We start from the raw sequence: 12,530 nt of genomic DNA on the forward strand, positions 1-12,530 counted from the left end.
CCCCCAACCCCAACGAACGGAATCGCAAATCATGGACAGCGTCATTTCGTACCTGGAAGGACAGCGGACCCAGGCCCTGGAGGGCTTGAAGGATTTCCTCCGCATTCCCAGCGTGAGCACCCATCCCCACCACCGGGAGGACCTGCGCCGGTGCGCCCGGTTCCTCGCCGGCGAACTGGAGCGGATCGGCATGCATAACGTGGCCGTGAATCCCACGCCCGGCCATCCCATCGTGACGGCGGATTGGCTCGGTGCGCCCGGCAAGCCCACCGTCCTGTTATACGGCCACTACGACGTCCAGCCCGCCGAACCCTTTGAGTTGTGGGAAAGCGATCCCTTCGATCCCGTGATCCGGGGCGACAACCTCTACGCCCGGGGATCGACGGACGACAAGGGGCAGGTCTGGCTGCACGTGAAGGCACTGGAGGCCCACCTGCGGGAGAACGGCCGGCTGCCCGTGAACGTCCGCTTGTTGATCGAGGGCGAGGAAGAGGTCTCGAGCGAGAACCTGGAAGCCTACCTGGAAAGCCACAGGGAAGCACTGGCGGCGGACGTGGTGGTCATTTCCGACACGTCCATGTTCGACTACGAGCAGCCCTCGATCGGGTATGCCCTGCGGGGCATGGCCTACATGGAAGTCCGGCTCGAGGGACCCAATAAGGACCTGCATTCGGGCGTCTACGGCGGCGCGGTTCCCAACCCCCTGAACGTATTGTCGGAGATCCTGGCCAGGATGGTGGACGGCGACGGAAGGATCACCGTCCCCGGTTTCTACGACGACGTCCTGGCCCTGGACGATGAAGAGCGTGCGTCGCTTGCCGCCCTGCCCTTCGACGAGGAAGGATTCGCCGGGAGACTGGGCCTGCCGGAATCCACGGGCGAGAAAGGCTACTCGACCCTGGAACGCCTGTGGGCGCGGCCTACTCTCGATGTGAACGGAATGCTGGGAGGATTCACGGGCGAGGGATCGAAGACCGTGATCCCTTCGAAGGCCATGGCCAAGGTGAGCATGCGCCTCGTGCCGAACCAGGACCCCGAAAAGATCGCCCGGTCGTTCGACGACTACGTCAGAAGCCTCGCACCGCCCTCGGTCAAGGTGGAAGTCATCCATCACGGCACGGGCAAGCCAGTCCTCACGGCGCGGGACCATCCCGCGGTGACGGCCGCCCACGAGGCCATAACGAGGGGCTTCGGCAAGGAGCCCGTCTACATCCGGGAAGGCGGCAGCATACCGGTGGTGGCCATGTTCGAGGAGATACTCGGCCTGCCCACGGTCCTGATGGCTTTCGGCCTGCCCGACTGCGACGCCCACGCGCCCAACGAGAAGTTCCACCTGCCCAATTTCTACCGGGGCATCGACAGTGCGGCCTGGTTCTACGAGGAATACGGACGATACGCGGACTGACCGGCCGTTACGCGGACTGACGGGCGGCCGCCCGTTTCTCCATGGCGTCCACCGAGGTCGCCACGGCGGCGTCGCCCGTGACGTTCACCGCGGTGCGGCACATGTCGAGGATGCGGTCGACGCCGAGGATCAGCGCGATGCCCGCGGCCGGCACGCCGATGGTCTCCAGGATGATGATCAGCATGATGATGCCCGCGCCGGGCACGGCGGCGGTACCGATGGAGGCGAGTACTGCCGTGAGGACGATCTGCAACTGGGCGGTCATGTCGAGCCCGAGACCGAGGGCCTGTGCGATGAACACGGCGGCCACGGCCTGGTAGAGCGCGGTGCCGTCCATGTTGATCGTGGCGCCGAGAGGCAGGACGAAGGACGAAACCTCTTTTGAAACCCCGAGATTCCGTTGGCTCACATCCATGGTGACGGGGAGCGTGGCCCCGCTGGAGCTGGATGAGAAGGCCAGGAGCTGGGCCGGGGCGATACCCCGGAAAAACCGCCCGATTTTCATGTTGGAGAAGATCTTGAGCATGACCGGGTAGGTGATGATGCCGTGGATCAGCAGCCCCAGGAGGACCACCAGGCAGTAGAAACCCAGGGCGCCGAGGAGTTCGCCGACCGCGGACAGGTCGTCCTGGGCTACCTGGTTGATGGTCTTGGCGATCAGGGCGAAGACGCCGATCGGCGCGACGACCATGATCATGTTCACGATCTGGATGATGACCGACGTGAGACCGGAGAAGAAATCCACCAGGGGTTTGCTCTTGTCGGACGGGATCAGTACCAGGGCGATGCCGAAGAGGAGTGAGAAGAAAACGACCTGGAGCATGCGTCCGTTGTTGCTCAACGCGCCGAAGATGTTATCGGGAGTCATGTCCACGAAGACCTGCAGCGGCCCCCGCTCCCTGGCCGTTTCGGCCCGTTCCATGTCGGATTCCGCGTCGGTCTGGTAGGCCGACTGCAGCTGTTCCTGCAACCCCTGGGGCACGCCCGTCCCGGGTTCGAGCAAATTGACCATGACGAGCCCGATGGTCACGGAGACGGTCGTCGTGAGGATGTAAATGGCGATCGTCCTGCCGCCGATGCGCGACAGTTTTCTCACGTCCGACAGGGAGGCGACGCCCATGATGAGCGAGCCCAGCACGAGGGGAACGGCGATGACCTTGAGCAGGTTCAGGAAGATGTCGCCGAAGGGCGTGATCCAGTCCTCTGTGAACCGGCTCCAGCCCATGGCCGCGGAGAGGATCCCGTAGAACAATCCGAGAATCAACCCGATGATAATCTTCCAGTGCAGGGGAAGGCGCCAAAGGTTCATTTAGTATGATCGCTCCGCAGACTCGGCTTAATCCGCAGTCTCGGTTTAGACGGTAACGTCGTGGAACAGGCCCTGGACGGTGTGGACAAGTTTCGCCTCGTCGGGAATGGTCTGCGGCTCCAGCCCGGGACTGAAGGGTACGGGGACGTCCATGGCGCCCACGCGCTTCACCGGGGCGTCCAGGTAGTCGAAGGCTTCGTCGGCGATCCGGGAGGCCAGTTCACCCGTGACTCCGTAGCTCTGGTAGGCTTCGTCGACCACCACGGCGCGGCTGGTCTTCTCGACGGAACGAATGATCGTGTCCATATCGAGAGGTGAAAGCGTCCTGGGATCCACCACCTCCGCGCTGATTCCCTCCTTGTCCAGCATGTCCGCGGCCTTGAGCGCGGTATGCACCATGCTCGAGGTGGCGACGAGGGTCACGTCCGACCCTTCCCGCTTTATGTCGGCCACGCCGAAGGGTATGGTGTAGTCGTCGTCATCGGGTACCGGCCCCTTCAGGGCGTACATCATCTTGTCTTCGTAGATGACGGTGGGGTTGTCGTCGCGGATGGAGGTCTTGAGCAGGCCCTTCAGGTCGGCCGGCGTGGAGGGGATGGCCACCTTGACGCCGGGTATGTGGGACAGCCAGGCCTGCAGGCTCTGGGAGTGCTGGGCTGCCGAGGAACGGCCCGCGCCGATCGTGGTCCGGATCGTCAGCGGCACTTTGGCCTGTCCGCCGGTCATGTAACACATCTTGGCCGCCTGGTTGACGATCTGGTCCATGGCGATAGTGATGAAGTCGCCGAACATGATCTCGACGATGGGCCGCATGCCCGTCAGGGCGGCGCCCACACCGGCGCCCATGATGCCCGCTTCCGAAATGGGCGTGTCCCGCACCCGGTCTTCGCCGAACTCTTCGAGCAGCCCCACGGTGACCTTGAAGACCCCGCCCGCGGCGGCCACGTCCTCTCCCATGAAGAAGACGGTCTCGTCCCGCCGCATCTCCTCCGCGATGGCCTCGCGTACTGCTTCGCCATAGGTGATCACACGCTCAGGCGTAGACATGGTCGGTTACCTCGTCGGCCGTGGGATAGGGGGATTCGTTGGCGAAGGCCACGGCGTCTTCCACCCGTTTCGTGATATCCGCGTCGATGGATTCCAGTTCCGTCTCGTCGACCATGCCCGCCTTCATCATGCGCCGGGCGAAGCGGGGAATAGGATCTTTCGCGAGCCAGGTGTCCGTCTCCTCCTGGGTCCGGTAGGTCTTTTCCGGGTCGCCGTCGCCCACGTGGTGCCCGCGGTACCGGTAGGTCTTGTTCTCGATCAGGCACGGCCCCTCGCCGGCCCGGGCCCGCTTCACCATCTCCACCGCGGTCTGGTGCACCGCAACGGCGTCGTTGCCGTCCACCACCATGGCCGGCATGTTGAACCCCGCGGCCCGTTCGGCCACGTGCTCCCGGACGGCCGTTACGTCGCTGGCGGCCGTATATTCTCCATAGTGGTTGTTTTCGCAGACGAACAGGACGGGCAGCGACCAGACGGAAGCCAGGTTGGCGGATTCCAGGAAGGCACCCTGGTTGATGGCGCCGTCGCCGAAGAAGCACACGGCTACCTGCCCGGAACCGCGCATTTTGCCGCTCAGGGCCGCGCCGGTCGCCATGCCCATGCCGCCTCCGACGATGCCGTTGGCGCCCAGGATGCCCAGGCTCATGTCGGCGATGTGCATGGTGCCGCCCTTGCCGCGGTTGTAGCCGTCGACCTTGCCCATCATTTCCGCCATCATGCGATCGACTTTGCCGCCCTTGGCGATCAGGTGGCCGTGGCCCCGGTGGGTGCTGGTGAGGTAATCGTCGTCGTTCAACGCCGAGCAGATGCCCACGGCCGAGGCTTCCTGGCCGATGTACAGGTGCGCCAGGCCGCGCATCAGGCCCTGGGTGTAGATCTCCAGAACGGCCTCCTCGAAACGCCGAATGGTCAGCATTTTATCGTAGATTTCCCGGCACAGCGGCTCGGGCAGTGGCAGCGTTCCTTCGTCGCTGGAGGTCGTGATCAGCTCCAGGGATTCGGACATGTTTCGAGCTCTCCTTGGCCGTAGCGGCGGGATTGGAGATTCGGTACGGACGTATAGGAATAAACGGTTCGGACGAATTGTGACATAATACGGGAGGGCCGGCCGTCAGGCAAGAGGAAAATACCCCCGCCGAGGCGTCGTCGATCCCACCCGGTTTCGGCGGTTTCCACGCCTGCGCTCACCGGGTTTGTTCCGGCGCGAATCCACGGTTGAGCCGGCGGACCAGCGGCGGGGCGAAGAGGAACATCAGGACCGTCTCGGGAACGACGACGCTGGCATTGTAGAGCAGGGCGTAGAGCCACGGCGCCGTCCAATCCTGGAGCAGTGGGGAGAGGGTGATCCCCGTGTAATCCCGGACCAGTTCGTAAACCTGCCGGTTCAGTTCCGGGGGCGTGAAGGCCGCGAAGTAGACCGCGCCGGACACCACGTGGCTTGCCAGGCGGAGTACGCCGGCCGCCAGGATGCCCACCCGGGGCCAGGAAGGGAAGAAGCCGATGATCCCGATCAGCGCGTAGGGCAGCAGGTAGTCCAGGAAGACCTGTATGGGATGGAAGATGACCGGGTCGAGGATCAGCGTGACCAGGCCCGCGGCGAGCCCGCCGGCCATGCCCGCCCTGGGTCCGTAGGTGATCGCCAGGTAGACCAGGGGCAGGATCTTGAGCGAAAGCGAACCGCCCCACGGCAGCCGGTACAGACGGATGAACCCGAGGAGGACCGCGAGGGCAACGGCCACGGCCATGGCCGTCAGGCGGCGCGTGCCGGCGGCGCTATTCGCCGTCTTTGGATTCGCTTTCTTCGGGCTCGTGCTTGCCATGTCCGTTCATTTCGGCCACGCGCTTCAGTTTTTCCTGCTTGTCCAGTTTCTGCATCGTCACGAGGAGCGCCGTGTCGAGTTTCCTGATCCGTTCCGTGGTGGAAGTCAGTTCCAGCAGGGATTGCCGGTCCTTCAGCACCATGTCGATCGTCGACGCGATGATGAAGGAGAAGTGCACCGGGTCGAATATGCCGCGGATGGCGCCCACGCCCCTGGTCTGCAGGCGGATCATCTTCTGGTAGGCGTTCAGGACCTTTTTCAGGAGGTCGGAGGGGATGTCCTCGTTCTCGTCGTCGAAGTACTCCACGACGGCTTCCAGGTAAGACTCGCGGTTCAGCACGTCGAGGACCCGGAACCGCCTGCGGCCCTCGGTGAGGATATCCATGGAACCGTTCTCGAACTGTCTCAGGATCTGCGTGATCCGGGCCGTGCAGCCTACCTGGCACAACTGGGTTTCATGGAGGAGGAGAATGCCGAATTCCGTTTTCTCGTGGAGGCACTTTTGCACCATTTCCTTGTAGCGGGGTTCAAAAATGTGAAGGTGCAGGGGCATGCCCGGAAAGAGCACGGTATTGAGCGGGAAAAGCGGTATCTCGAGCGTGTTCATAGCCATGCTGGAGGTTCGGAATTTGAGAAAATGACGCGGGAAACCACTATTGAAATGGATGACGAACGCGGCACGATGGGCGGCGAATCCGGAAATCGCCGCGCGCGATTATCGCGATCAAAAGTGTGATCGGGTCATGCGAATCTTAACCGGTGGGTGTCGAAAATGTCAACGGAATTCGGCAGCTCCCGCGGGTGTTTCAGGGGAGCACTTCCCGCTTGACGACCCCCTGCCCGTGGCTATATTACGGTGTTGATTGTGGGTGTAACTGAAATAGTCTGGCGCAATTAAGTCTTGCCGGGCGGTCGCGATGGACGGAATGAAAAGAAAGCCGAAGGAAGCTGAAAACGGGGGGCGGCCCCTGCGCAAGGCTTCCTTCACCAATATCTCCGGGTCTCCCGTGGAAGGGTTGTATACGGCCGGCCGGCAGTCCGGTACCGGTTATCTGCGCGACGAAGGATACCCGGGGCAGTACCCCTACACGCGCGGGATCCACGCTTCCCTGTACCGGGGCAGGCCCTGGACCATCCGGCAGTTCTCCGGCTTCGGTTCCGCGGCCGATTCCAACGCCCGTTTCAAGTTTCTCCTGGAACAGGGCCAGAACGGCCTGTCGGTGGCCTTCGACGTGCCCACGCTGATGGGGCTGGATTCGGACCACCCGTCCTCCGAAGGCGAAGTGGGCGTCTGCGGGGTCGCCGTCGACACGCTGGAAGATATGGAGACCCTGTTTACCGGCATCCCGCTGGACCGGATCAGCACGTCCATGACCATCAACGCCCCGGCCGCCGTGCTGCTGGCCATGTACCTGGCCCTGGCGGAGAAAAGAGGCATACCCTGGACCGGGTTGCGGGGCACGCTGCAGAACGACATCCTGAAAGAATACATCGCGCAGAAGGAGTGGATCTGCCCGCCGTCCTCCGCGGTTGGGTTCGTATCCGATACGGTGGTTTTCTGCACGGAGCGCGTACCCCGGTGGAACCCCGTCAGCATCAGCGGGTACCATATCCGGGAGGCGGGCGCGACGGCCGCCCAGGAACTGGCCTTCACATTGGCGGACGGATTTGCCTACGTCGACGCCTGCATGGCCTCCGGCCTCGAAGTCGACCGCTTCGCGTCCCGGCTTTCCTTCTTCTTCAACGCCCACATCGATTTCTTCGAAGAGATCGCAAAGTTCCGCGCCGCCAGGAGGATCTGGGCGCGCCACATGCGCCGGCGGTACGGCGCCCGGTCCGAGCGATCCTGGATGCTGCGTTTCCACACCCAGACCGCCGGGTGCAGCCTGACCGCCCAGCAGCCGGAGAACAACATCGTGCGCACGGCCGTGGAGGCGCTGTCCGCGGTGCTGGGCGGCACCCAGTCGCTGCATACCAACGCGCTGGACGAAGCCTACGCACTGCCTTCGGAAAAGGCGGCCCGCATCGCCGTGCGGACCCAGCAGATCATCGCCCATGAAACCGGCGTGACCGACACGGTCGATCCATTGGGAGGATCTTACTACGTCGAGTCCCTGACGAACCGGCTGGAAGAGGAGGCCGAGGCGTATTTCAAGAAGATCGACGCCTTCGGCGGCATGGTGGGGGCGATCGAAGCGGGCTTTCCCCAGCGCGAGATCATGTCCGCGGCCAACCGGTACCAGGCGGAGATCGAAGACCGGGAACGGATCATCACCGGCGTGAACGATTTCTTCGCCCCCGAGGACCGCGACCTGGAGACGCTGCGCATCGACCCCCGCATCGAAAGGGAACAGCGAAGCCGACTCGACGCGGTGCGGCGTCGGAGAGACGACCCTGCCGCCGGGCACGCCCTCGATGACCTGGGGACCGCGCTGCGGAACGGGGAGAATATCATGCCGCCCATGCTGGCCGCGGTGAAGGCCTACGCCACGCTGGGAGAGATCGTGGGCGTGATGCAGGAAGTGCACGGTCTGTACGAGGAACCCGCGGCCTATTGACGCGCGACGACCGCAATTGCCATAGGATGCCAAAGTGGCCATGCAGAATGCCATAGCAATAAGAAACCTTAAGGGAAACCGGATCACATGCCGCGTAACAAGAAGGGACTGTCCACCCGCTCCGTGCATGGCGGGGAACACCGCGACAAACCGTTTTCGTCGGTGACCAATCCCATCGTCCAGACTTCCACCTACGTGTTCCAGAATACCCGGGAGTTGATCGAATACACCACGGGTGAGGTCGACCGGGAGGAATACGGACGCTACGGCAACCCCACCAAGTCGGTGGCGGAGCGCAAGATCGCCGAGCTGGAAGGCGGTGAGGACGCCGCCCTGTTCTCTTCGGGGATGAGCGCCTTCACCTCCGTGCTGCTCGCCATGCTCTCCTCCGGCGCCCATGTGATCGTCATGGACGAGTGCTACCGGCGCAGCCGCCAGTTCTGCCGGCAGATCCTCCCGCGGTACAACATCGACGTGACCTTCGTCAAGACGGGCGATTACGATGAACTGGCCTCGTCGATCACCTCGAAGACCCGGCTCATCGTATCCGAATCTCCCACGAATCCGTACCTGAACGTGATCGACCTGGAGAAAGTCGTGGAGATCGCCGATCGGCACCGGGTTAAGGTGCTGATCGACGGCACGTTCGCCACGCCCTACAACCAGAAGCCGCTGGAATTCGGGATCGACCTGGTCCTCCACAGCGCCACGAAGTACCTGGGCGGCCACAACGACCTGCTGTCCGGCGCCGTCGTGGGCAGCGCGCCGCTTATTGCCGCCGTCCGCGAGTTCCGCGACGTCACAGGGGGCATCGTCGATCCGCACGGCGCGTACCTGCTGATCCGCGGCCTGAAGACCTTCGCCCTGCGCATGGAACAGCACAACGCGAACGGCCTGGCCGTCGCCCGTTTCCTGGAAGACCATCCGCGCATCCGGAAGACGTACTATCCCGGACTGGAAAGCCACGCGGGGCATGAAATCGCACGCAGGCAGATGAGCGGTTTCGGCGGCGTGGTGAGCTTCGAGGTCGACGGCGACATGGATACGACCATCCGCTTCATCGACGCGGTGCGCATCCCCTACATCGCGCCGAGCCTGGGCGGTGTGGAGAGCCTGATCGAGCAGCCCGCCATCATGTCCTTCTATGAAATGGACCGGTCCGAGCGCCTCGAGATCGGCATCAAGGACGAACTCGTCCGGTTTTCCGTGGGGATAGAAAACGCCGACGATCTGATCGCCGACCTGGACCAGGCCCTGGGACAGATCTAGGCGGATCATGGGTTGCGGGTTCTCAGGGACGGGTAACCCGCGACCATCCGTTACCGTTCCTCAGATTCCGTCCTGACGTTCGATCCATCTTCCTGCATCGGTAATTCGATCGTGACCGCTGGTTCTATTCGAATCAGTTGTTACTTTAGCAGAAATGTTTATATTCAGAGAATAGTCGTTTTCTTCATGTGATGTGTGAACCCACATTTCCAATAAGGCGATTATGCAGAGAAAACCGACAACAGGCCCGGAAGGCAAGCTGATCGAAAGGTTCGTAAATGCGGTTGAACATCTGAATCGCTTGATGTTCAGCGGTCGTATTACAGAACTCCGACGCCTGCACGTGAATACGCACCAGATGAACACCCTGTTCCTGCTGGGATACTTCGGCCCCTTGAAGATGAGCGCTATCGCGGGCGAACTGGGCACTTCGATCGCCCACACGACGATCATCGTGAAGAACCTGGTTCAAAAGGAGTATGTCAAGCGAGGCTCGAGTCCGACCGACCGCAGGTTGATTATCTGTGAACTTACCGATCTCGGCAGGGAAGCTACGGAAGTGTTCTTGAGTCACGCTCGACAGCGTGCGTTGCAGATCGCGGAGAGGTGGGATGCGGAGAGTCTGGAGTCCATGGTGGATTCGTTGGAGTTATTGTGGCAGACCGAAGACGAAGTACTGAAATCAGCAGGGGCAAATTCAAAGCGGCAAACTCCGGGGCCAGGACTCGAACCTGGATAGCCAGAACCAAAATCTGGTGTCCTGCCAATTGAACGACCCCGGAATACTCACGGACCGGTCGGCGTTTCTGACCGGAAGACTTCTACCCGCCACGCGATTTCGCACGCCCCCGTCTGCACGTTTCTTTCAGCCCGGTACCTGAGAATGGTATCGGCGGCGACTTCCACCGAGTTGCGGTCGACTCCCGCACAGGTAGGGGATTCCACCGACAGGATGTGCGTCCCCGGCTTGACGGACCGGAACTCCGTGTACGCGCCTACCGGCAGTTCCCTCGCGTCCCCCGCCAGGTCGACCTGAATGGCTTCGGTACTCTCCAGCGTGTTGTATACGGTCAGCACGAAGGTATCTTCGCCCCCGCAGGCCGCATGCACGAATGCCGCTAAAAACAGGGCAGCGACGCAACCGGCTCGCTTTCGCATTGACCCTGAGCCGTTGTTTCCATCCATAAGAATACCCGAAACAGTTGCCCTGACTACCGCGGTACCAGCGGCCCGGCTCAATCTACCCGGCCGGCCGCCGCGTGTCAATCGGAAGTTGGCTGTTGACCCGACTTGACAGGTAGTCCGCGACAGCCGGCATCCCGAGTTGACCCGCGCGCCCGGGCCGTTATCTGCTTGACAGGCGGTCCAATCGATAGTAAAATGTTGAAACTCACACGATCCCCTCCTCCAGATCAGGTATTACTGGGCGGTGTTTTCATGCTGAAAGCACGGCATCTCACGGTCAGAAACCTGCTTGCCTGCACGTCGATCCTGGGCCTGTCCCTGCTGTTTTTACCCGACGCGGTCCTCGGCCAGTCCCAGGTGCGTCCGGAGCCACAGGAGCGCCTTAATCCCCAGGACAGCCCGGCTTTGGAAGGCGGTGTGGTCACCATCGGCAAGGTGGCCGTCGGAGATCTCACCTTCCACCCCCTGTTCAACAGTCTCGGCGTGGAGCGGGAGATTGCCTCGTTGATCTACGGCGATGGCCTGCTTCGCGTGGATGAATCGGGTACGCCGTCGGACGGGCTGGCCTATCTGCCCTTCAAGCTGTCGAACGGCCGCGACTGGGTGTTCCGGCTGAAACAGGATATTGAATTCCACGACGGGGAGCCGATGACGGCCGCCGACGTGATCTTTACGTACACGCGGTACAAGGCCGCCCGGGTGTACGATCCCGTCTTCCACCGCTATTTCCAGAACATCGATCAGATTACCGCCCTCGACCAGCAGACCGTTCGCATCATCATGAAGTCGCCGATCGAAACCTTTCCCAACCGGCTCGCGACCCTGCCCATTCTGCCCCGTCACCAGATGGGCCCCGGCCTCTTCGCCGACGCCGGCGCGCACCTGGAAACGACCCGGCCAATCGGACTGGGTCCGTACCGGGTCGCGTCATGGCCCGTCCACGATACGGTGACGCTCGAGGCCAATGAAACCTGGCACCAGGGCCGCGCGAGCCTGGACCGGGTGGTCTACCGGTTCTACCCCACGTCCGAATCCCTGCAGGCGGCTTTCATCATGCGGGAAGTGGATCTTATCGAAGTGGAACGCGACGGCACGCTGAAGGACCTGAAGCGGGCGCGGTCCGATGCGAAGATCCAGGCGATCGTACCCGGAAGCCGCGCCTTCTCGGCGGTGTTCTACAATCACCGGCATCCGCTGCTTGCAGATTTGGCCATTCGGCGCGCGCTGACCTTTGCCACGGACCGCCAGCGCATCCTGGAAGAGGTGCTCGTGCGCGGCGCCGGGGTGTTGGCCCAGGGTCCCCTGCACCCGGATTTCGAGTTCAAGGGCGGCGACATGGAATTCGATTACCGTCCGCGCGAGGCCCTTGAGCTGCTGCGTCTGCAGGGCTGGGAGGACGGCGACGGCGACGGGTTCCTCGATCGGGAGGGACGGCCCCTCCGGTTCGAACTGCTCTTTCCCAGGGGACAGACCTCGGCCGAGAAGACGGTGCGGGTCGTCAAGCTGAACCTGAACCATATCGGCATCCAGGTCGTTCCCGTGCCCGTTACCCAGAAGGAACTGGTCCAACGGCTCGGTATCGGCAGCTACGACGCGGCGCTGTTCGTGCAGGATTTCGAGCCCACGGCAGACGATCTCTACGCCGTCTTTCACTCGGAGAGCATCGGCCTGGGGAACATGCTCGGATACCGGAACCGCCAGGTCGACCGCAACATAAACTTCCTCTTCGGGCTGCCCGACCAGTACCGGGCCGGACCCGTCTACCAGCAGCTCGAAATGCTTCTGGTCCGGGACCAGCCCTGCATGTTCCTCTACTTCGTGGATACCCGTTACATCGCGTACGATCCCACCTTGAATAACCTGGGCCGCCCAGGTGAAGCGCTCAGGTCGCCCGCGGCCTGGTTCCGGACCGAACACGCCCCTTGACGGCGCGCAAA

11 protein-coding genes and 1 tRNA gene are annotated in these 12,530 nt (G+C 62.6%); 5 read left to right on the forward strand and 7 right to left on the reverse strand.

Annotated elements, in window-relative coordinates; translation table 11 throughout:
- Positions 1 to 31 precede the first annotated feature (31 nt).
- Positions 32 to 1,405 carry a dipeptidase gene (locus F4Z81_02725; GenBank protein MXW03963.1) on the forward strand — a complete coding sequence of 458 codons (1,374 nt, stop codon included), beginning with the start codon at positions 32 to 34 and terminating at the stop codon, positions 1,403 to 1,405.
- Positions 1,406 to 1,412: 7 nt separating this feature from the next.
- Here the strand turns inward: F4Z81_02725 and F4Z81_02730 are convergent, their stop codons facing one another.
- The 5 genes from F4Z81_02730 to F4Z81_02750 form a co-directional block, all read right to left on the reverse strand.
- Positions 1,413 to 2,714, reverse strand: coding sequence for a dicarboxylate/amino acid:cation symporter (locus tag F4Z81_02730; protein ID MXW03964.1), 1,302 nt, complete (start codon positions 2,712 to 2,714; stop codon positions 1,413 to 1,415).
- 45 nt (positions 2,715 to 2,759) lie between these two features.
- Positions 2,760 to 3,761, reverse strand: coding sequence for an alpha-ketoacid dehydrogenase subunit beta (locus F4Z81_02735; protein MXW03965.1), 1,002 nt, complete (start codon positions 3,759 to 3,761; stop codon positions 2,760 to 2,762).
- A complete protein-coding gene (locus tag F4Z81_02740) occupies positions 3,748 to 4,767 on the reverse strand; it encodes a thiamine pyrophosphate-dependent dehydrogenase E1 component subunit alpha (protein ID MXW03966.1) in 1,020 nt (339 codons plus the stop codon). The genes F4Z81_02735 and F4Z81_02740 overlap by 14 nt, the downstream gene beginning before the upstream one ends.
- Positions 4,768 to 4,945: 178 nt before the next feature.
- Entirely contained in the window at positions 4,946 to 5,581 is a 636-nt protein-coding gene (locus F4Z81_02745) for a hypothetical protein (GenBank protein MXW03967.1), read from the reverse strand.
- Entirely contained in the window at positions 5,535 to 6,194 is a 660-nt protein-coding gene (locus F4Z81_02750; GenBank protein ID MXW03968.1) for a hypothetical protein, read from the reverse strand. The genes F4Z81_02745 and F4Z81_02750 overlap by 47 nt, the downstream gene beginning before the upstream one ends.
- 313 nt (positions 6,195 to 6,507) lie before the next feature.
- Here F4Z81_02750 and F4Z81_02755 point away from each other — a divergent pair, with 313 nt between their 5' ends.
- From F4Z81_02755 to F4Z81_02765, 3 genes are all read left to right on the forward strand, one after another.
- Complete coding sequence (locus tag F4Z81_02755) at positions 6,508 to 8,139, forward strand: methylmalonyl-CoA mutase (protein MXW03969.1); 1,632 nt, start codon at positions 6,508 to 6,510, stop codon at positions 8,137 to 8,139.
- 87 nt (positions 8,140 to 8,226) lie between these two features.
- Positions 8,227 to 9,408 carry a PLP-dependent transferase gene (locus F4Z81_02760; protein ID MXW03970.1) on the forward strand — a complete coding sequence of 394 codons (1,182 nt, stop codon included), beginning with the start codon at positions 8,227 to 8,229 and terminating at the stop codon, positions 9,406 to 9,408.
- Between the two features lie 223 nt (positions 9,409 to 9,631).
- Complete coding sequence (locus F4Z81_02765; protein ID MXW03971.1) at positions 9,632 to 10,147, forward strand: MarR family transcriptional regulator; 516 nt, start codon at positions 9,632 to 9,634, stop codon at positions 10,145 to 10,147.
- Here F4Z81_02765 and F4Z81_02770 read toward each other — a convergent pair.
- Together F4Z81_02770 and F4Z81_02775 are read right to left on the reverse strand one after the other, a co-directional pair.
- Positions 10,119 to 10,190 (reverse strand) — tRNA-Gln (locus F4Z81_02770). The two genes, F4Z81_02765 and F4Z81_02770, sit on opposite strands and share 29 nt — an antisense overlap.
- Positions 10,191 to 10,194: 4 nt before the next feature.
- Positions 10,195 to 10,566: a hypothetical protein gene (locus F4Z81_02775; protein MXW03972.1), complete on the reverse strand. Its 372-nt coding sequence runs from the start codon at positions 10,564 to 10,566 to the stop codon at positions 10,195 to 10,197.
- Positions 10,567 to 10,788: 222 nt separating this feature from the next.
- Between F4Z81_02775 and F4Z81_02780 the strand changes: the two genes are divergently transcribed.
- Positions 10,789 to 12,519, forward strand: a complete 1,731-nt coding sequence (locus tag F4Z81_02780; GenBank protein ID MXW03973.1) for a hypothetical protein — start codon at positions 10,789 to 10,791, stop codon at positions 12,517 to 12,519.
- Positions 12,520 to 12,530 lie beyond the last annotated feature (11 nt).

This window comes from Gemmatimonadota bacterium, assembly GCA_009835325.1.
Classification (GTDB): domain Bacteria; phylum JAAXHH01; class JAAXHH01; order JAAXHH01; family JAAXHH01; genus JAAXHH01.